At 61.7% G+C, this 18,854-nt stretch carries 23 protein-coding genes; 13 read left to right on the top strand and 10 right to left on the bottom strand.

Features of this window, described 5'->3' with window-relative positions; genetic code table 11:
• Positions 1-9: 9 nt before the first annotated feature.
• The 4 genes from thiM to ASC97_RS25370 are packed head-to-tail and all read left to right on the top strand — an operon-like array spanning position 10 to position 3,018.
• Positions 10-807, top strand: a complete 798-nt coding sequence (gene thiM, locus ASC97_RS25385) for a hydroxyethylthiazole kinase (protein ID WP_057471091.1) — start codon at positions 10-12, stop codon at positions 805-807.
• Positions 804-1,439, top strand: coding sequence for a thiamine phosphate synthase (thiE, locus tag ASC97_RS25380; RefSeq protein ID WP_057471090.1), 636 nt, complete (start codon positions 804-806; stop codon positions 1,437-1,439). The genes thiM and thiE overlap by 4 nt, the downstream gene beginning before the upstream one ends.
• Positions 1,436-2,257, top strand: coding sequence for a bifunctional hydroxymethylpyrimidine kinase/phosphomethylpyrimidine kinase (gene thiD, locus ASC97_RS25375; protein WP_057471089.1), 822 nt, complete (start codon positions 1,436-1,438; stop codon positions 2,255-2,257). The genes thiE and thiD overlap by 4 nt, the downstream gene beginning before the upstream one ends.
• Positions 2,254-3,018 (top strand): 3-oxoacyl-ACP reductase, encoded by a 765-nt coding sequence (locus tag ASC97_RS25370; protein WP_057471088.1) that lies wholly within the window; start codon positions 2,254-2,256, stop codon positions 3,016-3,018. The genes thiD and ASC97_RS25370 overlap by 4 nt, the downstream gene beginning before the upstream one ends.
• Before the next feature lie 18 nt (positions 3,019-3,036).
• Here the strand turns inward: ASC97_RS25370 and ASC97_RS25365 are convergent, their stop codons facing one another.
• The 3 genes from ASC97_RS25365 to ASC97_RS25355 all read right to left on the bottom strand — a co-directional run bounded on the left by ASC97_RS25365 (position 3,037) and on the right by ASC97_RS25355 (position 6,193).
• Positions 3,037-3,885 (bottom strand): carbohydrate ABC transporter permease, encoded by an 849-nt coding sequence (locus tag ASC97_RS25365; protein ID WP_057471087.1) that lies wholly within the window; start codon positions 3,883-3,885, stop codon positions 3,037-3,039.
• Positions 3,878-4,816, bottom strand: coding sequence for a carbohydrate ABC transporter permease (locus ASC97_RS25360; RefSeq protein WP_057471086.1), 939 nt, complete (start codon positions 4,814-4,816; stop codon positions 3,878-3,880). Before ASC97_RS25360 ends, ASC97_RS25365 begins: the two co-directional genes overlap by 8 nt.
• Positions 4,817-4,882: 66 nt before the next feature.
• Positions 4,883-6,193 (bottom strand): ABC transporter substrate-binding protein, encoded by a 1,311-nt coding sequence (locus ASC97_RS25355; RefSeq protein WP_057471085.1) that lies wholly within the window; start codon positions 6,191-6,193, stop codon positions 4,883-4,885.
• A gap of 210 nt (positions 6,194-6,403) precedes the next feature.
• On the opposite strand from ASC97_RS25355, the gene ASC97_RS25350 reads away from it, so the two are divergent.
• The 5 genes from ASC97_RS25350 (at position 6,404) to ASC97_RS25330 (ending at position 10,537) form a co-directional block, all read left to right on the top strand.
• Complete coding sequence (locus ASC97_RS25350) at positions 6,404-7,603, top strand: ROK family transcriptional regulator (protein ID WP_057471084.1); 1,200 nt, start codon at positions 6,404-6,406, stop codon at positions 7,601-7,603.
• 33 nt (positions 7,604-7,636) lie between these two features.
• The gene (locus ASC97_RS25345; protein ID WP_057471083.1) at positions 7,637-8,737 is read left to right on the top strand and encodes a Gfo/Idh/MocA family protein; all 1,101 of its coding nucleotides are present in this window, start codon (positions 7,637-7,639) and stop codon (positions 8,735-8,737) included.
• Between the two features lie 18 nt (positions 8,738-8,755).
• Entirely contained in the window at positions 8,756-9,397 is a 642-nt protein-coding gene (locus ASC97_RS25340) for a ThuA domain-containing protein (RefSeq protein ID WP_057471082.1), read from the top strand.
• A gap of 90 nt (positions 9,398-9,487) precedes the next feature.
• Positions 9,488-9,763: a hypothetical protein gene (locus ASC97_RS25335; protein ID WP_057471081.1), complete on the top strand. Its 276-nt coding sequence runs from the start codon at positions 9,488-9,490 to the stop codon at positions 9,761-9,763.
• 102 nt (positions 9,764-9,865) lie between these two features.
• The gene (locus ASC97_RS25330) at positions 9,866-10,537 is read left to right on the top strand and encodes a spermidine synthase (RefSeq protein ID WP_057471080.1); all 672 of its coding nucleotides are present in this window, start codon (positions 9,866-9,868) and stop codon (positions 10,535-10,537) included.
• A 2-nt stretch (positions 10,538-10,539) separates the two neighbouring features.
• On the opposite strand, the gene ASC97_RS25325 is transcribed toward ASC97_RS25330, so the two are convergent.
• The 3 genes from ASC97_RS25325 to ASC97_RS25315 are packed head-to-tail and all read right to left on the bottom strand — an operon-like array spanning position 10,540 to position 13,639.
• Complete coding sequence (locus ASC97_RS25325; protein ID WP_057471079.1) at positions 10,540-11,337, bottom strand: HpcH/HpaI aldolase family protein; 798 nt, start codon at positions 11,335-11,337, stop codon at positions 10,540-10,542.
• A gap of 19 nt (positions 11,338-11,356) precedes the next feature.
• The gene (locus ASC97_RS25320; RefSeq protein WP_057471078.1) at positions 11,357-12,217 is read right to left on the bottom strand and encodes a sugar phosphate isomerase/epimerase family protein; all 861 of its coding nucleotides are present in this window, start codon (positions 12,215-12,217) and stop codon (positions 11,357-11,359) included.
• Positions 12,218-12,268: 51 nt separating this feature from the next.
• A complete protein-coding gene (locus tag ASC97_RS25315) occupies positions 12,269-13,639 on the bottom strand; it encodes an amidase (protein ID WP_057471077.1) in 1,371 nt (456 codons plus the stop codon).
• Between the two features lie 223 nt (positions 13,640-13,862).
• Between ASC97_RS25315 and ASC97_RS25310 the strand changes: the two genes are divergently transcribed.
• A complete protein-coding gene (locus ASC97_RS25310) occupies positions 13,863-14,171 on the top strand; it encodes a hypothetical protein (RefSeq protein ID WP_057471076.1) in 309 nt (102 codons plus the stop codon).
• Positions 14,172-14,243: 72 nt separating this feature from the next.
• Positions 14,244-14,681: a DUF1810 domain-containing protein gene (locus ASC97_RS25305; RefSeq protein WP_057471075.1), complete on the top strand. Its 438-nt coding sequence runs from the start codon at positions 14,244-14,246 to the stop codon at positions 14,679-14,681.
• Here ASC97_RS25305 and ASC97_RS25300 read toward each other — a convergent pair.
• Both ASC97_RS25300 and ASC97_RS25295 read right to left on the bottom strand, forming a co-directional pair.
• Positions 14,678-14,866, bottom strand: coding sequence for a hypothetical protein (locus tag ASC97_RS25300; RefSeq protein ID WP_057471074.1), 189 nt, complete (start codon positions 14,864-14,866; stop codon positions 14,678-14,680). The two genes, ASC97_RS25305 and ASC97_RS25300, sit on opposite strands and share 4 nt — an antisense overlap.
• A gap of 79 nt (positions 14,867-14,945) precedes the next feature.
• Entirely contained in the window at positions 14,946-15,569 is a 624-nt protein-coding gene (locus ASC97_RS25295) for a TetR/AcrR family transcriptional regulator (protein ID WP_057471073.1), read from the bottom strand.
• A 130-nt stretch (positions 15,570-15,699) separates the two neighbouring features.
• On the opposite strand from ASC97_RS25295, the gene ASC97_RS25290 reads away from it, so the two are divergent.
• A complete protein-coding gene (locus ASC97_RS25290; protein ID WP_057471072.1) occupies positions 15,700-15,909 on the top strand; it encodes a hypothetical protein in 210 nt (69 codons plus the stop codon).
• A gap of 88 nt (positions 15,910-15,997) precedes the next feature.
• Here the strand turns inward: ASC97_RS25290 and ASC97_RS25285 are convergent, their stop codons facing one another.
• On the bottom strand, positions 15,998-16,873 hold the full coding sequence (locus tag ASC97_RS25285) for a sigma-70 family RNA polymerase sigma factor (protein ID WP_057471071.1): 876 nt from the start codon (positions 16,871-16,873) through the stop codon (positions 15,998-16,000).
• 113 nt (positions 16,874-16,986) lie between these two features.
• Between ASC97_RS25285 and ASC97_RS25280 the strand changes: the two genes are divergently transcribed.
• Positions 16,987-17,445 (top strand): carboxymuconolactone decarboxylase family protein, encoded by a 459-nt coding sequence (locus ASC97_RS25280; RefSeq protein WP_057471070.1) that lies wholly within the window; start codon positions 16,987-16,989, stop codon positions 17,443-17,445.
• A gap of 57 nt (positions 17,446-17,502) precedes the next feature.
• Here ASC97_RS25280 and rhaI read toward each other — a convergent pair whose 3' ends face one another.
• Entirely contained in the window at positions 17,503-18,795 is a 1,293-nt protein-coding gene (rhaI, locus tag ASC97_RS25275; protein ID WP_057471069.1) for an L-rhamnose catabolism isomerase, read from the bottom strand.
• Positions 18,796-18,854: the final 59 nt, after the last annotated feature.

Below are 18,854 nucleotides of genomic sequence, written 5' to 3'. Positions count from 1 at the left end.
AAGGGCAATATGCAAGATATGACCTCGCCGGGTGCGGCTCTCATTGCGATGCGCAAACAGACGCCGCTCGTGCAATGCATTACCAATTTTGTCGCGATGAACATTGCCGCCAATGTGCTGCTGGCTGCCGGCGCCTCCCCTGCCATGGTGCATGCCGAGGAAGAGGCCGGCGAATTTGCCCGCATTGCCGGGGCGCTGACGATCAACATTGGCACCATTTCGTCGGCTTGGATGAAGGGAATGCGCGCTGCTGCGGAAGCGGCCAACGAGAGCGGCGCGCCCTGGGTTCTCGATCCGGTTGCCCACTACGCGACCGGCTTCCGGCGGAAGGCGGTTGCGGCGCTCCTCGAACTGCGTCCCACGATCATTCGCGGAAACGCCTCCGAAATCATTGCCCTTTCTGGCGGAGCCAGCCGCGGCCAGGGCGTTGACAGTCGGGACGCTGTCGAGCAAGCGGAAACCTCTGCCCGCTACCTTGCGAGCACGCATGAGACGGTTGTTGCCGTCACGGGGGTGACTGACTTCGTCACCGATGGTGAAAGAGCCGTTCGAATCGAAGGCGGGTCGCCGCTGATGCCGCAGATAACGGCGCTCGGATGCTCACTCACCTGCCTTGTCGGCGCCTTCGCCGCGACGAATGCTCCTTTCGATGCAACTGTTGCAGCGCTTGCCACCTTCGCCGTTGCCGGCGAAGAAGCGGCTCGAAAGGCGGATGGTCCCGGTTCGTTTTCATGGCGATTCCTCGATTGCCTTGCAGCGGTCGACGGCGCTTTCCTGGATCGTCATTCAAGGATCCTTGCAGCATGACGCACCTCGATCTGTCGCTCTATCTCGTCCTTGACCCGGATCTCTGCGCCGACGTCGGCATGATCAAGACCGCTCGCGCGGCCGTTGCCGGCGGTGCGACCGTGGTGCAGCTGCGCGACAAGCATGCGGACACGGGGCGGATGATAGAGACGGGCAAGGCTCTGAAGGCAGCGCTTGCGGGCACGGGCGCGCTTGTCATCATCAACGATGACGTGGAGGCGGCCATCGCCATCGGCGCCGACGGGCTCCACATTGGCCAGGACGATACGGACGCATATGCTGCAAGGCAACGGATCGGGCCAAAGATGATCCTTGGTCTCTCTGTCGAGACGCAGAGGCTGGCGGCGGCAGTCGATCCGGCGCTCGTCAACTATGCAGGCATCGGGCCGGTATTCTCGACCCCGACCAAGCTCGACCACAAGCAGCCGATCGGCTTTGCCGGTCTGGCGCGCCTCATCGAGGCCTGCCCCGTGCCGGCCGTCGCGATCGGCGGTCTCAAAAACACGCATGTCCGGGACGTTTTCGCAGCCGGGGCCGACGGGCTGGCTGTCGTTTCGGCTATCTGCGGCACGCCCGATCCGGAAGTTGCGGCACGCAGCTTCGTCAACGCCATCCGAAAGGCAGCAAGATGATCCGCAATGTCCTCGCGATCGCAGGATCCGACCCATCTGGAGGTGCCGGCATCCAGGCCGACCTCAAGACATTCTCGGCCGGGGGCGTCTACGGCATGGCAGTGCTGACGGCACTGACGGCGCAGAACACGCAGGGTGTTTCAGGCGTGCATCTCGTTCCCGCTGCCTTCGTCGCCGACCAGATCCGAGCGGTCTTTGCCGATGTGCGTGTCGATGCCGTCAAGATCGGCATGATTGCCAACGCCGAGATCGCCAATGCGGTGGCGGACGCACTCCAGCAGCACAGCGGCGTTCCGGTCGTGCTCGATCCCGTCATGGTCGCCAAGGGCGGCGCCAACCTCCTGGATCCCGCAGCCGTCGACATCCTGACCCGCCGGCTTTTGCCATTGGCAACGGTGTTGACGCCGAACCTGCCGGAAGCCGCGGCACTTCTTCATGGGACCGCAGCGGAAAGCCGCGAAGAGATGGCGGATCACGCGCAGCGTCTGCGCGCACTTGGGCCGGCGGCTGTCCTCGTTAAGGGCGGCCACCTCGCCGGTGACGAGAGCCCCGATGTGCTCGCAACATCCGCTGGGTTGAGTTGGTTCGAGGCTGCGCGGATTAAGACCGCGAACACCCACGGGACGGGCTGCACGCTGTCGAGCGCGCTGGCTGCCGAACTGGCAAGAGGCGCAACTCTGTTTCAAGCGGTTGCCGCCGCAAAATCCTATCTCGCCGGTGCCGTCGCACAGGCCGACACGCTCGAGGTAGGTTCCGGGCACGGTCCCGTCCAGCATTTCCATGAGCTTTGGCAGACGAATGAAGGATACGCGAAATGACAACGACGCTCAGCCAACAGACGGTTATCGTCACCGGTGCCGCCCGCGGCCTGGGAGCGGCCATCGCCACCGCATTTGCCCGCGAAGGGGCGAAGGTCGCGATCAATTATCGGGCGAGCAGCCAAGAGGCCGAGGCGCTCGCTGCCGCACTTGGTGACCGCACGGGAGCGTTCAAGGCGGATGTCCGTGACGCGGAGGCCGTTAGGAAGATGGTCGCAGAGGTGACGCACATCTTCGGTGCGCCGACCACCGTCGTTCACAACGCGCTCGCCGATTTCAGCTTCAACGGCGATGCCCGTCCAAAACTCGACCGGCTGACCTGGGAGGAGATGGCCTCGCAACTCGACACTGCGGTCAAAGGCGCGCTGAACCTCATCCAGGCCGTTCGCCCGGCCATGGCATCGGTGGGCTTCGGACGGATCGTGACCATCGGTACCAATCTGTTTCAGAATCCGGTCGTGCCGTATCACGACTATACGGCGGCCAAGGGTGCCCTGCTGTCCTTGACTCGCACGGCAGCGGCTGAACTCGGCCCTCTCGGGATTACCGTGAACATGGTTTCGGGCGGTCTGCTGCGAACCACGCAGGCCAGCAGCGCTACCCCGGAAGCCGTGTTCGATCTGATAGCGGCAAGCACGCCGCTTCGCCGGGTAACGACACCGGAGGAAGCGGCCGACGCGGTTCTCTTCTTCGCGAGCCCGTGGGCGCGCGCCGTCACCGGCCAGAACCTCATCGTCGATGGCGGCCTTGTCTTCGGCTGAGCTTCGGACCGGCATCGATCACGACTTGACCGCGCCTGCGGTCAAACCGGCGATGATATGCTTTTGCGCCAGGAAGAACACGATGATCGTCGGAAGGATGGTGAGGGTAATGAAGGCCAGCACCAGCTGCCAGGCGGTGCCGAATTCGCCGCGATAGACCATGACGCCGAGCGGCCAGGGATACATCGCCTCCGAGTTCAGCATGATCAGCGGCAGGATGTAGCTGTTCCAGCTGCCCACGAACGAGATGATGCTGACGGTGGCGATGATCGGACGTGAGAGCGGCAGCGAGATATGCCAGAAGAAGCGCATATAGCCGCAGCCATCGACGATTGCCGCCTGGAACAATTCTTCCGGAAGGTTGCGAAAATAATTCCTGAACAGCAGGATACTCATCCCAAGGCCGAAAGCGACCTGTGGCAACACCACGCCCCAGTAGGAATTCAACAATCCCAGATCACGGATGCGGATGAACAGCGGCAGAATTGCCGTGGCGGCTGGGAACATCAGGCCGATCAGGAAATAGTTGAGCAGGAAGCCCGAGCCGAAGAATTTGACATGGGCGAACGTAAAGGCTGCCATCGCCGACACCGAAACCGTCAGGAAGACCGTGAGGACGGCGATGATCAGCGAATTCATCATCTGTCGCCAATAGCGGTCACCGAACAGGATGTCGGTGTAGTTCTCGAAATGCCACTCGATCGGCAGGCCGAAGGGATTGGTGCGCAGATCGCCGAGTTCCTTGAAGCCGCCCAAGGCTGTCGTCAACAGCGGTATCAGGACGATGGCGGCGATGATCGTCAGCGACGCGTAGAGATAGATTTTCGTGCCGGCGGGCAGCCGGGCGGGTGAAACCACATCAGTCATGGCGCATGAATATCCGTTTGTAGCCGAAGGCGAGCGTGATGCAGATCACGAAGAGGACAACGCCGACTGCGCTGCCGAGGCCGACCTGCATGCGGGTGACCCCGAAGTTGAACAGGAAGGTGACCATCGTCTGCGTCGCGTTGAACGGCCCGCCGCCTGTGAGCGGCATGATCAGGTCGAACAGCTGCAGCGAGCCGACAACGGCAAAGAACACCGAAAGCCGCACGGTCGAACCCAGCAGCGGAAGGGTGATATACCGGAAGCGCTGCCAGCCGCTGGCGCCGTCGATCTCGGCGGCCTCCAGCACGCTCTTGTCAAGCGACTGCAGGCCCGCGATGAACAGCATCATGTGGAAGCCGAAGTATTTCCACACGATCACCGCCAGCACCGCGTACATGGCCAGATCCTTGTCAGCCAGCACATAGGGGGTCTCGACGCCGACGAGATGCGCTATCGACGCAAACAGGCCGTAGTCGCCATCATAGACGAAGCGCCAGATGAGGCCTGCTGCCACCTCGGCCAGGACGTAGGGCAGAAAAAAGATCAGACGAAACAGCACGACGCCCGCGATGCGATGGGCCAGCATCATCGACAGCCAGATCGCCAGCGGTATCTGGATCGCGATAGAGACGACGATGATGAGCCCGTTGTTCTTCAGGGCTGTAAGAAAGGCGCTGTTCTTGAACAGAACCTCGAAATTCCTCATACCGACGAATTGCGTAGGCAGGCCGTATCCATCCCATTTGTAGAGACTGTACCAGGCGGCTTCCCCCATGGGCAGAATGACGAAGATCGTGAAGAGCAGCAGCGCCGGCGGGAGGAACAAAACCAACAGGGGCAGTCGTCCGGAGACAGCCGGATCCTTGTGCCGAACCGATCGCGCGGTCGTCGTACGCGGGCGAACAGGGGTCGCTACGCTGATATGGGTCATGGCATGCCAGCCTCGCTGGAAATGAAAATAGCGGCGCGGGCCGGGCCCGCGCCGCGATGATCTTCGTTAAAGCTGGTCCTGCTCGAAAGCATCCTGGATCTGTTGTGCGCCGTCCGCAGGGCTCATCTGCCCGGACACAACAGCAACAGACACGTCGTTGACGACGCGACCGACGGATGGTCCCAGATCCTGGTCGAAGAAATTCTGGTGCCACGTGGATTGCGCCAGCTGTTCCGCGGACTCGTGCAGCAGCGGGTTCGTTACACCATCCAGCGCTTTGACCGCGACAGGTATGATCATGCCGGCTTTCGCCATCTCGCGCTCGTTTTCCGCGTTGGTCAGATAGGCGAGGAAGTCGAGCGTTTCGGGCGGCGCCTTCTTCGTCACCGCCCAGCCGTTCAATCCGCCGAGCGTGTCGGTCGCCGCACCTGCGCCCCCGGTCACGGCCGGGAAGGCAAAGCGGCCAATATTGTCGGGATCCAGCCCTTTGCCGTCGCCGGCATTGGTGCGCTGGTTGGCCGCGGTGTTTTCGAACGCCAGGATCATCGCAGCCTTGCCGTCGCCGAAGACGCCGAGCGTTTGCGGCCAGGTCGCGCCGAGATAGCCCGGCTGGAACGGCTCCAACTTGCCGAGCTCGGCCAGCTGTTCTCCGGCCTTAATGATCGCCGGGTCGTTGAAACCTTCCCCTTCGCCGGTCTTGGCTGCATCGAAGACCTTCTGGCCGCCGTTGCGCATCACCAGGTAGCTCCAGTAGAAATGGATCGGCCACTTCTCGCCACCACCCCCGGCAATCGGTACGATGCCGGCACCCTTGAGTTTCTTCACGGCCCCGAGATAATCGTCCCAGGACTTGATGCTGGCGGCGTCGACGCCGGCCTTGGCGAACAGCGCCTTGTTGTAGAAGAAGGAGACGGTGCCCATCTTGAACGGAACGGCGCCAACCTTTCCGTCATAGGAAAGCCCCTTGATCGCGGCCGGGTTATAGGTCTTGACCCAGGCGCCGTCCTTGGCATTCATCGCTTCGGTCAGGTCCATGAGCGTGCCGGTCGCAAGCTGCTGCTTCAGCACGCCGCCGCCCCAGCTGTAGAAAAAGTCCGGCGCGTCGCTCGACTGGAGCAACGTCGGAAGCTTCGCCTTGAACGCCTCGTTTTCCAGGAACTGCATCTCGACCTTCACGCCGGGATGTTCGGCCTGGTATTTGTCGGCAATCTTGCGCCAAATCGCCACATAGTTGGGATCGAGCTCAAGATGCAGCCACTTGATGGTGGTGTCGGCAGCGGCGCCGCCTGCCGCGATCAGAAGTGCCAGTCCGGTGGCCGCGGAACGGGCGATGAAACGTCTGCGAAGCTGGGCTTTCGCCCTCAGATGATCAAACATGGATTCTCCTCCTCAAGGGAAAAAGCGTCCTCTTCAATTTTTCCCTTATGCGGATTAAATCATCGGGAGGTTTGGCGGAAAGTCAACTCCCCTCATTGAAAATGGTAGATTTGCCTTGACAGCGCACCGCTGACTCGCGCTATTTAATTCGCATACCGATGAAATTAATTGCCTGTTTCGGCAGACGCAGGACGAGCACGGTCAGACCATATGAAGACTGCAGATCCGGAATTGATGCGTGCGATCAATCGCTTGAACGTGCTGGACACGATCCGTCGCCATGGGCCGATAGCGCGTGTTGAGATAAGCGAGCGCACCCAGCTATCGACGACCACAGTGTCGGCCATTACCGCCTCGCTGCTCGACGACGGGCTGATCCTGCCGCGCCATGAGGGCGATATTCGCAACGAGGCCGCCCGCGGCCGACCGCGGGTCATGCTGGAACTCAATCCGGACGCGGCGCGTGTCGTCGGTGCCAAGATCGCGGCCAACCGGCTGGTATTCGTGGTCACCGATTTTCGCGGCGACGTGCTGTCGAAGCTGGCACTGCCGATCCGCATCGATCGCCAGCCTATCGGCGTCATTGCCGATCTTGTCGAGGACGGCGTGCGACGCTGCGTCGTTGACGCGGGTCTCTCACTTGAGGACGTCGACACCGTCTGCCTCGGCCTTCCGGGCGTCATCGAACATCGCACGGGTCACGTCCGCAGTAGCCCCATCTTTCGTGACACCAATGTTAATTTCGCAGGCGAGATGACGGCCCGGCTCCACACGCCGACCATCGTGGAAAGCGATGCGCATGCCATCACGCTCGCGCACCACTGGTTCGGCAAGGCGCGGGACCTCGAGGACATGGTGCTGATTTCACTGGAGCAGACGCTGGGTCTGGGTGTCCTCCACGGCAATGAGCTTTTCCGTGGTGCAGGCGGTCTGAGCCACAATCTCGGTGACCTCGTTCTCGGCATGGGGCCTCGCGGCATCGTGAGGCTGTCCAGCCAGGCCGGCGAAAGCGAGATCCTCGGTGACCAGCCGGCCGGCGGCCGTTTCGCCGAGGCAATTCGTCTCGGCCGCGGCATGACGCACGCTCAAGCGCTCATCAAGGCAGAAGACAATATGCTGATCGCCGCCGCCATCCGCGCAGGCGAAGCGGTTGGCGTCGCGGTTGCCAACATCGTTACTATTTTCGCACCGCCCCGCGTCATTCTGGTCGGCTCCAGCCTCGCGCTTGGCGAGCCCTTCCTGGAAAGCCTGCGCAACGCATACGCGCTCGCCGTTCCACCATCGCTGAAAGGCGTCGCCGAACTAGTCTTCGACGATTCGACGGACGATTTCTGGGCCCAGGGCGCCGCCGCCGTCGCCCTCTACGAACTCTACGAGTCGCCCTGGAACACCACCGGACCGGCGCTCTGACACTAGCATCACAAAATACATCGGGAGGAAATCATGGAGAAAGTCGGCATAGGCATCATCGGGTGCGGTAATATTTCCGGTGCCTATCTGAAGGCGATGGCCTCTTTCCCCATTCTCGACGTCAGGGGCGTGGCAGATCTCAATCAGGCGCTCGCGGATGCGAAGGCCGCCGAATTCAATGTGCCTGCCAAGACCATCGATCAGCTCCTTTCCGATCCGGCGATCGAGATCATCGTCAATCTGACGGTGCCAAAGGCACATGTGACTGTGGGCCTGCAGGCGCTCGCTGCGGGAAAGCATACCTATTCGGAAAAGCCGCTCGGCATCAATTTTTCGGAAGGCAAGACGCTTGCGGATGCCGCCAAGGCGAAGGGCTTGCGCATCGGGGCAGCGCCCGACACGTTCCTCGGCGGTGGCCACCAGACGGCGCGCACGCTCATAGACCAGGGCATCATAGGCCAGGCGGTCGGTGGCACAGCGACCTTCATGTGCCCTGGCCACGAGCGGTGGCATCCCAATCCTGCATTCTACTATGAGGTCGGCGGTGGTCCGATGCTCGACATGGGGCCTTACTACATCACCGACCTTGTCAACCTGTTCGGCCCCGTTTCGCAGGTCGCAGGTTTCGCGATCACGCCGCGCACCGAGCGTGTCATCACAAGCGAGCCCCGAAACGGCGAGCGCATCCCGGTTCATGTACCAACGCATGTTTCGGGCCTCATGGCCTTTGCCAACGGAGCCGTCGTGCAGATCGGAATGAGCTTCGACGTCGCCGGCCACAAACATGTACCGCTGGAGATCTACGGAACCGAAGGCACGCTCATCGTGCCGGATCCAAATCATTTCGGCGGCGAGGTGGAGCTCTTGAAGAAGGGTGGCGCGTTCGAACCGCAACCGCTGACAGCGCCTTATGCGGACGGAAACTACCGCTCGATCGGCGTAGCGGATCTCGCGCACGCCATCCGCTCCAACCGGAAGCACCGGGCAAACGGCAGCCTCGCACTGCACGTCCTCGAAGTCATGGAGGCGTTCCACACCGCATCCGAAACAGGCCGGACGGTTGCCATCACCACTCAGACGGAACGGCCGGCGCCGCTCTCGGATTCCCTCGTCGACGGACGGTTGGGCAAGTAATTATCAGGAGGAATGAATATGCGTGAAGCACTGATCGTCTGGGGCGGATGGAGCGGCCACGAACCGCAGGAATGCGCGGCAATCGTCAAGGACATTCTCGAAGAGGATGGCTTCAAGGTCTATGTCGAGCATACGACGGAAGCGTTTGCCGATCCGTCCGTGCATGATCTGTCGCTTGTGGTGCCGATCGTGACGATGTCGAAGATCGAAAAGGAAGAAATCAAGAACCTCGCCGAGGCGATCGAAGGCGGGGTCGGGCTCGCTGGATATCATGGCGGCGCGGGGGACAGTTTTCGCGAATGCGTCGAATACCAGTTCATCGTCGGCGGCCAATGGGTCGCTCATCCCGGCAACATCATAGACTACAAGGTCAACATCACCCGGCCGGACGATCCCATCATGGAGGGAATTGCCGATTTCCCCTATACGTCCGAGCAATACTACATGCACGTCGATCCTTCGAACGAAGTGCTGGCAACGACGACCTTCACGGGCGACCATGCCGACTGGATCGATGGCGTCGTCATGCCGGTTGCCTGGAAACGCAAATACGGCAAGGGCCGCGTTTTCTATTCTTCCCTCGGACACCAGGCAAATGAATTTTCCGTGCCTGAAATGAAGACCATCTTCCGTCGTGGCGCCAACTGGGCGGCGCGTTGAAATCTACCAAATAGGTACCGCGCACGTCTGGAACAAACCGGGCGAGCGCGCTATCTTCTCAGGTGTTCCAACACGGAAGGAATTTCGATCATGTACAGGCTTATCGCAATGACCTCCATCGTTATCCTCGGCTTTGCAGGAAGTGTGTTTGCACAGGCCAGCATGGGCATGGACAGCAGCGGCCGCTTCGATGGTTCGGCCCCGCTTGGAACGGGCCGTTCTGACCAGGCGCCGAGCGGCGGTTTTTCCATCCCGTTTGATTCGTTCGAGACCAGCAGTACCACCTCCGGATCCATCCAGTGGAAGTGCCCGCCGAATCAGCGCCTCTCGGCCCGCACGACGAACCCGGTGTGTGTGGACAACTAACAAACGGCGCAGGCGGCCGAACGAACCCGCGATCCTCGTTTCAGGTTCGCGGGCGCGGTCTTTTGTGCTACGAGGCCCGCTCAACGTGAGGCCCGGTTTACAATGCTCCCTTGGATCCAGCTCGATTCCGCTCCCATCCCCGGTGAAGCCGGCGAACTGCGCCTGAAGCAGCGCGGGAGCGAGTTTTCGATCATGCTGGGATCCAACGAACTGATGAACAGTCGCTTGAGTGGTTCCGAAGAGGCGCTCGCGACGCTATCCTACGAGAAGATCAAGGGTCGCCCCCGGCCTGCTATCCTGATCGGTGGGCTCGGCATGGGCTTTACCCTGCGCGCTGCCCTTGCCGCTGTCCCTAAGGATGCCCGGGTGGTCGTCGCGGAACTGGTGCCCGCTGTCGTCAACTGGGCGAAAGGGCCGATGGCGGAGGTGTTCAAGGGATGCCTCGACGATCCGCGCGTGGCTGTTCACCAGTGCGACGTCGGCGAACTCATCGGCGTGAGCAGGGCCGCGTATGACGCAATCCTGCTCGACGTCGACAACGGCCCCGATGGCCTGACCCGCCAGTCAAACGACGGTCTCTACGATCTCAAGGGTTTGCGCGCGGCCCGCGATGCGCTGCGGCCGGGCGGCGTATTGGCGGTCTGGTCGTCCGGCCCGGATACGAGCTTCACCCGGCGCGTGCGCGACAGCGGTTTTTCGGTCGAGGCAATCAACATGCGGGCAAATGGCAAACGTGGCGGCGCGCGCCACGTCATCTGGCTCGCCGTGAGATAGGTTCAGCCGGCCTGCACCTTGCGGGCCGCGGCAATGGCGCTCGCAGCACCGAGACGCAGCTGTTGCGTATCTGCCCCCGCGATCACGAAATCGAAGCCCATTTTCAGGAGCTCTCCTGCCCGCTCTCCATTGCTGCCGAAGACGCAGGCAAACTTGCCATGCGCGCGGCAACGGGCAACGAGGTGCTTCAGAACGCCATCGATCTCGGGAGTATCGGGAGCAAGCCTTGCGCCATTCGAAAGCGCGATCGAGAGGTCGGCAGGCCCGACGAAAATGCCGTCGATGCCTGCGACGCGCAGGATTTCATCGGCAGCGTCCAGTGCTGCACGCGTCTCGATCATGGCGATGGCAACCGTCTGCTCGTTGGCTGTCGCAAGATAGTCGCCGGCCGACTGCCCTCTGTGGTTGATCGCAAGCGTCGGTCCCCAGCTGCGTTCGCCGAGCGGCGGATATTTTGTCGCCCTGGCAAAAGCCTCGGCGTCGGCGGCGGAATTGATCATCGGGGCGATAACCCCCGAGGCGCCGGCATCGAGCAAACGGGACGCGAGGGCGAAATCGCCAACCGGAATGCGCGCTACCACCGGCTTGCCGGCCAGTCTCCCCTGGCCGATGCCGTTGGCTGCCGATGCCATGTCCCAGACGCCATGCTGCATATCGAGCACGACCGCGTCGAACGCTTCCTGGGCCAGATGGTTGACGAACAGCGGATCGGGAATTCCGATCCATGCCGAAATGATCCCGCCGCCCTCGCCGCTTCTGATGCGCTTTGCAAAGCCATCGATCGTGGTTGAACCGCTCATGCCAGTCTCCTCTTGCAGCTCAGCCCGCGGCGCGCTGCTTTTCCTGATAAAATTCCTCGATGAAAGCCTTCTGCAGCAGGATGCCGTCCCACTCGTCGGCAAAGAAGTGCGAATCGTAGATCAGCGTATAGGGTCCGCCGTAGCCTGCCTGCCGACACGCCTCGAGCGACTTGCGATAGTCGTCGGCGTCGATACCGGATGCCGTGTAGTTTGCCTTGGCGTGGCAAATCTCGGCGCGGCTCATGATATCAGCCAGACCGGCATATTTCTCGGGCGCCGCCCAATTGCCGAGATCGCCGTTAAGACCGATTTTTCCGTCCATCCGGTCGAGCAGCCAGTTCGTCTCCTTCGGCGACGGCAGCAGATCGAACCAGTTTTCGGTGACGACGCGCACGCCGCTTCCTTCAGCCCGATCCGCCAGCCAAGAAAGATGTCCGGCCGAGCGTGCCAGGTTTTCCTCGGTCGGCTGCTGCTTTCCTGCGATGACGCGCATGTTTCTGGCGCCGAGTGCCGCGGCAATCTCCACCCAGCCGGCGATCCAGTGGGTGTCGCGCTCGGCGTTCGGCTGATGGCTCGGATCGCCGTCCTCGACAAGCAGCGTCTGGAGCATGATGCCTGCAGTGTCGAGCGCCAAACGCAGCTCCGCGAGGTATCCGCGATCGAGCTCAGGCAGGTGGAACGAGCAGATTTCGAGGCGGCCGATACCGCGATCGCAGAGCTGCGCCGGAACCTCGAGAAGTGCGGCGCTGCCCTTGCCGTAGGGCTCCTTGCGCTCGGCGCTTTTGTCGGGATCGGGACTATAGGGATAGGTCGCGCCCAGAAGCCGGTGCAACGACCACGTCGAGACAGCGAACCGTCCGTTTTCCAAAATCTCAGTCATGCCAGACTCCTCCTCGCGGCGCAGCTATCTAGGCAACAACGCCTTGGAACTTCAAACGAAATCTCCCCGAATGGTGGCCTCTGTCGAAAGCGCCGCACTGAGCAGCGCTTCGTCGCGCCCCCGCGAGGCCGAAAGCAGGAAGCCGACCGGCATATCCGCGTCACCCGTACCGCAAGGGATCGACACCCCGCACCAATCGAGAAAATTGCCGAGCATCGTATTGCGCAGCGTCTTGCCGTTGGTCGCGAAGAAGAGCTCGTCGTCAGCCTCAAGCGGCGCGATCGGCGGCGCCACATGGGCAACCGACGGAAAGGCGACGAAACTGTCTCCGACAATGCGCTCGACGTCTGCGGTCAGTCGCTCGCGCGCGTCGAGAATTGCGAGGTAGTCGGACAGGGTGATCTTTTCGCCGAGCCGTGTCCGGACCACGACCCGACGGTCCATTTCTGCAGCCTCGGGTCCCGCCAGCCGTTCGCGATGCAGGGCGAAGGCCTCTGCGGTCACCAGTGAGCCGTGCTTCGCCATCAATGCGAGAATCTCGTCGAAGGCGGGCATGGTGACGCGGCTCACGGAGACGCCTTCGGCGATCAGCCATTCGACCGCCGTCTCGAAGGCCGCAACGACGCCGGCCTCCGCACCGTCGAATACGACGTTGTCAGGGATCACAACGTCGAGCCCACTGATGGTGCCACGCGCAATGCTCGGAGCCGTCAATCCGCGCATCGCGGCATCGATCCAGACGGCATCCTGAACTGTCCGGCAGAGCGGACCGAGCGAATCGAGGCTTTTTGCGAGCGGATAGACACCTCCCATGGGGTAACGTCCACGCGTCGCCTTGTAGCCGATGATACCGTTGAAGGCGGCAGGAATGCGCACGGAACCGCCGGTATCCGTCCCCATGGCCACCGGCACCAGGCCCGCTGCGACAGCGGCGCCTGCGCCGGAGGACGAGCCGCCGGGAATGCGAGGCGCGTCCGTGCCGTGCGGATTATGCGGCGTGCCGTAGTGTGGGTTTATCCCGAGACCTGAAAAGGCGAATTCGCTCATGCTGGTGCAGCCGATGGAGACCATCCCGGCCTGCTGCAGGGCAGCGACGACATCCGCATCCGCCTTTGCCGGCGGGTCTTTGACGAGCACTGTGGAGCCGGCCGTCGTGGCGCGCCCTTCGATATCGAAAAGGTCCTTCCAGGCGATCGGAATACCGTCCAGCATGCCGCGTGAACGGCCCGCTTTCAGCCGGGCGGAGGATGCTTTCGCCTCTTCGATCGCCCGCTCCTTGAAGAGTGCGGTGAAGACGGTCTGGTCGGCATAGGCTTCGATCCCGCCGAGAACGTCTTCGACCACATCAACAGGATCGACGGCTGCAGTCTGGATGAGGACGGAAAGTTGCGCGACGGACATCACGCCGAATGATTTTTTCATGGGGTAACCGCGATCTGGATGGTGTTCGACCTAAGCCGAATTTTATCGAAGAGCCAAGCCCTTAAAGTCACATCAAACCGATTGGTTCGATTTTATGAACACTGCGTTTGCGCATCCGGCCTTCAACTTGAGCGAACGCAAACACACATGCTGCTGGCGTGCAGGAGCCGCCGGTGCAAAGATTTGCCTTCGCCGCGCGCACGCAGCTTGCAGGAGTAGGACAATGACACATGACGACACTTGGAGCGTTGCCCGCGGCGACACGGTGCAGCATCACGCGACGGACGAAGAATTGAACGGCATGGGCGAACGCGAATACGCCGAACATGTCAGCGCGCACCGACCATCCGTCTCCGAGCGGTTCCTGGTCGTCGGCGCTTTGCTCCTCCTGGGCATTGCAGGTTTGACCGCCCATATCGGTGGCTCGATGCCAACGGGGGTGGACACCGAAACGGTGAGTTCGATCTCGCAATCGCTTCCCGCGCTTGACTATTGCCGGGAACATAGTCCCTACGCCGACAAATCCTGCTGAGTGTGCACTCCGCCAATCGGGGGCATGGACAAATTCCTTTGCCGATATAGTTGACGCAGCGGAGGTACAGCCATGTCTGCTGACATCGACTATGAACTTGATCGTTTCATTGATGCCCAGAACGTCATCTATGACAAGGCCCTCGCAGAATTGGCGGCTGGCCGCAAACGGTCCCACTGGATGTGGTTCATCTTTCCCCAGATCGCCGGCCTCGGTTCGTCCGTTATGGCAGAAAAATATGCCATTCGCTCGGTGGAAGAGGCCTCGCGCTACCTTGCCGACCCCATTCTCGGCAGTCGCCTTCGGCGATGCGTCGACGCGGTGCTGGCCGTCAGGGATCGATCTGCGAACGAGATTTTCGGTTCACCCGACGACCTCAAGCTGCGATCGTCGATGACGCTCTTTTCGGCGATCAGCGACTACGGATCACCCTTTCACAAGGTGATCGATCAGTTCTACGAAGGACAGTTCGACGCCCGCACGATTCAGTTGCTCGACGCTTCCAACTAGCTGGCAGAAGAATGCTCGAGCACTTCGATCTCCGCCGAAATCTCGTTGATCCGCTCGCGAATCTCACGGTCGGTGCCGTCGTTGACATCTTCGTCGCCGAAGCAATCGCGTGCATCGTAAAGTTCGAGCTTTGCTTCGAGTTCAGCGCGCTTGGCATATAGCCGGTGGAGATAGACGTAGTTCATGTCAGTGCTTCAATCTTGCGTCCACATGATGGGCAAACGAGTCCGAAGCGGTAAGGTTCCCCGCGGGGAGGGGGTGGCCTCAGGCAAAAGCCGTGATTGCGGCGCTGCAGGCCTTGGAAAAATGGTTGCAGCAGTTGTCATTGCCCATTGCCTGCCGCGTCACGCGTGCTCCTTCCAGGAGCAGTGTCAAAGTATCGGCAAGGAGCTGGGGTTCGCGCGCACCGGCCGCGAGACAGAGAGCCTCCAGCTTGTCGCGTTGCTCGGCCTTGTGGTGCTCGATGACACTGTAGGCCGGATGCCCCTCGCCCTTGAGCTCGATGGCAGCGTTTGCGAGGTCGCAGCCGACATGCTGGCCGCAAAGGCTTTGCGTACGGGCGTCCACCCAGGCTATCAACTGCGCGCGCGGCTCGCCCGGATGGGCGGTCTCCAGGTCACGCCAGATCGCCTCGGCTTTTTCCGAGGCCCGGCGCAACGTCTCGCACACGAGTTCGTCCTTGGAACCGAAGTGACGGTAAAGCGTCATCTTGTTGGTCAGCGCCGCATCCGCAATGGCGTCAACGCCAATCCCGCGAATGCCGTGCTCGCGAAACAGCTCCGCAGCGGTCGAGACAATTCGCTCCCGCGGGGGAATCTTTTCGTCTGTATTCGCAGGGAGGAGCGCGTTCGAAGTTTCTGATTTTTTTGAGGACAATGTCCTTGACATCCATGTGACCGATCGGTAACAAATGCATTGTTACTTACCGGTAACACCACTCCTTGCGAAAGTCAATGCCGAGAGAGCAGTGCAGCGGGAGCGGAACACGGGCTTCTGCCCACGAAAGGAGGAAAGAGCCATGAGCAAGACCAGAGACGACCTGACGATATCCGAAGCGCTTCGCGACCCCCTGATCGCCATGGTGATGCGCGCCGACGGCGTGAAGCTTGACGATTTCAAGCGACTCCTCGAGACGGCTGCGGTCAAACGCGAACAGCGTATTTCGCCCGTGGGCAAGTTCATAAACGCAGTTACCGGCAATCCAGGTGCGACCTGCAGCTTCTGCTGAGCTTTTAGGCATTTCCCTGCCCCTGTAAGAGCCGCCGCTGACATAAGCGGCGGCTCTTCCTGTATCAGCCACCGCAACATCGATCGGATCAACCCTCAAGCAGTGCGAAGGTCATCCCGCCCAGGTGTTCAGGATCGGCGACGGCATCGATGGCGGAAATCCGGTTGCCATCGAATGCAAGCAGCAGGACAACCCGCAGTTTCCCGTGGAGGGAGACGACGAGGCCCAATTCGCCGTCCACCAGGGCCGGCCGGGCGCCCTGCGCCCTCCCCTTGAAAGTCTCGGCCACAGCAGGCGCGCCGCGAAGCGCCCCGGTTGCCCCCAGGCCCATGGCGGTTGCGTCCGGGGTGAAGACGACCTGCGGATCGAGCACGGCAAGCAGCGCCTGGAGATCGCCGGTGCGCGAGGCGGCCAGGAAGGCGCTCACGACCTTGCGCTTCTGGGCGAGCTCGGCTTCCGGCATCTCGCTTTTACCCTGTACTCTTCTACGCGCCCGGCTGGCGAGCTGCCGGGTTGCGGCGGATGACCGGCGAATGATCGGCGCGATTTCATCGAAAGGCAGATCGAACATGTCGTGCAGCACGAAGGCGACCCGCTCGGCGGGCGCCAGCGTCTGAAGCACGACGAGCAGTGCCACGCCGACCGAGTCGGCGAGGGTTAGCTCGCGCTCCGGATCCATGCTCCTTGCGGTGTCGGCGATCCTGCCATGAACAGGCAGATCGAGCGGCTCCTCGCGCCGGCTCTTCCTGGACCGCAGCATGTCCAGGCAGATACGTGCAACGACGGTCGTCAGCCAGCCGCCGATATTGTCGATCTCAGCAATGTCCGAGCGGCCGAGCCGCAGCCACGCCTCCTGCACGGCGTCATCTGCCTCGGCGCGCGATCCCAGCATGCGGTAGGCGACCGCCGCGAGGTGCTGCCTCTTTGTCTCGAATTCGAGGGCAAGCCAATCTTTCTCGTTCATCCCGTCACATTCCTCCAATCTGATCCGTCAACTGGATGACGAACGAAAGCCAGCCGATGTGACAAAGCACCGCCGGTGGCGTCATTTTGGAAAAAACCTCAAGGAGACACACGATGCAAGCAAGAATGGGCAATCCGGCCGTCGTCATTCCAGAAGCGATGCAGGCGCTGATGGCGTTGGGTAGCGTACCTGCCAAGACTGGTCTCTCGCCGCTCCTTCTGGAGCTGGTCAATTTGCGCGCCAGCCAGATCAACGGCTGCAGCGTCTGCATCGACGGGCACCCGCGCATTGCCAGGAAGGCAGGCGAGACGGACGAGCGGCTGTTTGCCGTCAGCGCCTGGCGCGACACGCCCTACTTCACCGAGGCAGAGCGGGCGGCATTGGCGCTGACGGAGGCGGTGACACGCGTCAACGATCGGGCCGATCCGGTACCGGACGACGTCTGGGACGAGGCAACGCGGCATTTCGACGGCAAGAGCCTCGCTGCCCTGGTCATCGCCATCGCCAACATCAATGTCTGGAACAGGCTGAACATCGCAACGCGGCAGATCGCCGGCGAATGGAGGCCGTAGGAACGCAAAGGGCCGCTGCGTGTCAGCAGCGGCCCTGCGGAATGTGCCTTGGGAGGCTCAGATGATGCCGCCGCTCCCTGCGACCGATGCCGGACGCTCCGCCGACACCTTTGCGCGGTAGCCGCTTGCTCGGTACGTCGCAACCGGATCGATCGCGCCCCCGGCCCTGCGACGGGCTTCGGCGAGGATCGGCTCGACGTCGGTGCGGTAGGCACGCTTCAACGTCTCGGTCGCCATCAGCGCGTCGTTTCCGTCCTGGTGGCCCGCGAGCGTCTTTCGATCGACGATCAACGCCTGCGCGTAGGCGCGGCGGATTTCGTTGGCGCTGTTGATCAGGCTTTCGATTGGGTCGGTCACGTTGTGCGACTGGTCTATCATGTGGGCCGGATTGAAGTCGTTGACACCGCGCTGTTCGGCGTCGACCAGCTCGTTGAATACCAGGAACAGCCGGTAGGGATCGATGGATCCGGCATCGAGGTCGTCGTCGCCATACTTCGAATCGTTGAAGTGGAAGCCGCCGAGCTTGCCGAACTGGATCAGCCGGGCGACGATCATTTCGATGTTGGTGTTGGGAGCATGATGGCCGAGGTCGACAAGGCAGTGCGCCTTGGGTCCAAGCGTCTGGGCGATCAGGTAGTTCGTGCCCCAGTCCTGAACGACGGTCGAATAAAATGCCGGCTCGTACATCTTGTGCTCGGAAAACAGCTTCCAGTCATCCGGGAGCGCTTTGTAGATGTCGCCCATTGCCGCGAGATAACGTTCGAAGGACCTCGTGAAGTTGGTCTGGCCGGGGAAGTTCGAGCCATCGCCGACCCAGACGGTCAGCGCCTTCGAGCCGATCGCCTTGCCGATCTCGATGCATTCGATGTTGTGTTCGACAGCCTGAGCCCGCGTCGCCGCGTCGGTGTGGCTGAGCGAGCCGTACTTGTAGGAGTGCGCTTGGCCCGGTGCGTCCGAGAAGGTGTTGGAGTTCATAGCGTCAAAGCCGAGGCCGAGTGCATCGCCCTTCGCCTTGAGCTCCCGGGGGTCCATCTTGTCCCACGGAATATGCAGCGAGACATTCGGGGTCGCACGCGTCAGCTCGTTGATGACGGAGCAGTCGTCCAGCTTGTCGAAAATACCGCGCGGCTCGCCGCTGGCGGGGAAGCGAGCAAAACGCGTCCCACCCGTTCCGACGCCCCATGAGGGTACAGCGACGAAGAATTCCGAGACCCTGCGCGTGATCGCCTCGATATCGACACCGCGGCGCGACAGATTTGCGCCGAGCGCTTCGTAGTCGGATTTCTGGGCAGATGCGCGCTTGTCGTTTTCCTGCGCAATCAGGTCCTGCGCGATTTTGAATTCGGTCATTTGTTCCTCCCGTATAAACGTTCGCCCGCGGCTCCAGAGCCTGCTTGGCTATGTCGTTA

The organism is Rhizobium sp. Root1203 (assembly GCF_001424945.1).
Lineage (GTDB): Bacteria > Pseudomonadota > Alphaproteobacteria > Rhizobiales > Rhizobiaceae > Rhizobium.
This window is presented reverse-complemented; position numbering and strand designations above follow the sequence as displayed.

Coding starts and splice junctions, on each gene's coding strand:
- thiM (WP_057471091.1), top strand. CDS start 10: ATGCAAGATATGACCTCGCCGGGTGCGGCTCTCATTGCGATGCGCAAA.
- thiE (WP_057471090.1), top strand. CDS start 804: ATGACGCACCTCGATCTGTCGCTCTATCTCGTCCTTGACCCGGATCTC.
- thiD (WP_057471089.1), top strand. CDS start 1,436: ATGATCCGCAATGTCCTCGCGATCGCAGGATCCGACCCATCTGGAGGT.
- ASC97_RS25370 (WP_057471088.1), top strand. CDS start 2,254: ATGACAACGACGCTCAGCCAACAGACGGTTATCGTCACCGGTGCCGCC.
- ASC97_RS25365 (WP_057471087.1), bottom strand. CDS start 3,885: ATGACTGATGTGGTTTCACCCGCCCGGCTGCCCGCCGGCACGAAAATC.
- ASC97_RS25360 (WP_057471086.1), bottom strand. CDS start 4,816: ATGACCCATATCAGCGTAGCGACCCCTGTTCGCCCGCGTACGACGACC.
- ASC97_RS25355 (WP_057471085.1), bottom strand. CDS start 6,193: ATGTTTGATCATCTGAGGGCGAAAGCCCAGCTTCGCAGACGTTTCATC.
- ASC97_RS25350 (WP_057471084.1), top strand. CDS start 6,404: ATGAAGACTGCAGATCCGGAATTGATGCGTGCGATCAATCGCTTGAAC.
- ASC97_RS25345 (WP_057471083.1), top strand. CDS start 7,637: ATGGAGAAAGTCGGCATAGGCATCATCGGGTGCGGTAATATTTCCGGT.
- ASC97_RS25340 (WP_057471082.1), top strand. CDS start 8,756: ATGCGTGAAGCACTGATCGTCTGGGGCGGATGGAGCGGCCACGAACCG.
- ASC97_RS25335 (WP_057471081.1), top strand. CDS start 9,488: ATGTACAGGCTTATCGCAATGACCTCCATCGTTATCCTCGGCTTTGCA.
- ASC97_RS25330 (WP_057471080.1), top strand. CDS start 9,866: ATGCTCCCTTGGATCCAGCTCGATTCCGCTCCCATCCCCGGTGAAGCC.
- ASC97_RS25325 (WP_057471079.1), bottom strand. CDS start 11,337: ATGAGCGGTTCAACCACGATCGATGGCTTTGCAAAGCGCATCAGAAGC.
- ASC97_RS25320 (WP_057471078.1), bottom strand. CDS start 12,217: ATGACTGAGATTTTGGAAAACGGACGGTTCGCTGTCTCGACGTGGTCG.
- ASC97_RS25315 (WP_057471077.1), bottom strand. CDS start 13,639: ATGAAAAAATCATTCGGCGTGATGTCCGTCGCGCAACTTTCCGTCCTC.
- ASC97_RS25310 (WP_057471076.1), top strand. CDS start 13,863: ATGACACATGACGACACTTGGAGCGTTGCCCGCGGCGACACGGTGCAG.
- ASC97_RS25305 (WP_057471075.1), top strand. CDS start 14,244: ATGTCTGCTGACATCGACTATGAACTTGATCGTTTCATTGATGCCCAG.
- ASC97_RS25300 (WP_057471074.1), bottom strand. CDS start 14,866: ATGAACTACGTCTATCTCCACCGGCTATATGCCAAGCGCGCTGAACTC.
- ASC97_RS25295 (WP_057471073.1), bottom strand. CDS start 15,569: ATGTCAAGGACATTGTCCTCAAAAAAATCAGAAACTTCGAACGCGCTC.
- ASC97_RS25290 (WP_057471072.1), top strand. CDS start 15,700: ATGAGCAAGACCAGAGACGACCTGACGATATCCGAAGCGCTTCGCGAC.
- ASC97_RS25285 (WP_057471071.1), bottom strand. CDS start 16,873: ATGAACGAGAAAGATTGGCTTGCCCTCGAATTCGAGACAAAGAGGCAG.
- ASC97_RS25280 (WP_057471070.1), top strand. CDS start 16,987: ATGCAAGCAAGAATGGGCAATCCGGCCGTCGTCATTCCAGAAGCGATG.
- rhaI (WP_057471069.1), bottom strand. CDS start 18,795: ATGACCGAATTCAAAATCGCGCAGGACCTGATTGCGCAGGAAAACGAC.